This window comes from Streptomyces atriruber (genome assembly GCF_001418325.1).
Taxonomy (GTDB): domain Bacteria; phylum Actinomycetota; class Actinomycetes; order Streptomycetales; family Streptomycetaceae; genus Streptomyces; species Streptomyces atriruber.
Map to the genome: position 1 here is coordinate 1479 of NZ_LIPN01000598.1, position 280 is coordinate 1758.

Here is a 280-nt window from a genome sequence, read left to right on the forward strand (position 1 = left end):
CGCCGAGGCCCTCGGCGCCGACGCCCTCACCCAGACCGGCCGCGTCATGGGCACCCCGCCCTACATGTCCCCGGAGCAGCTCACCAACCCCCGCGACGTCGGCCCCGCCTCCGACATCTTCTCCCTCGGTGCCGTCCTCGCCTACGCGGCGACCGGACGCGGCCCCTTCGACAGCGACAGCCCCTACGAGACGGCCACCCGCGTCGTCACGGGCGCCCCCGAACTCGACCGCGTCCCCGCCGGGTTGCGCCGCTTCGTCGAGTGGTGCCTGGACAAGGAC

The 280-nt window shown here is 74.6% G+C and carries 1 protein-coding gene; it reads left to right on the forward strand.

The genetic code is table 11. The features are described 5' to 3' along the window. The coding region (locus AOK03_RS44720; RefSeq protein WP_425264455.1) for a protein kinase domain-containing protein at positions 1-280 on the forward strand (280 nt) is incomplete at both ends.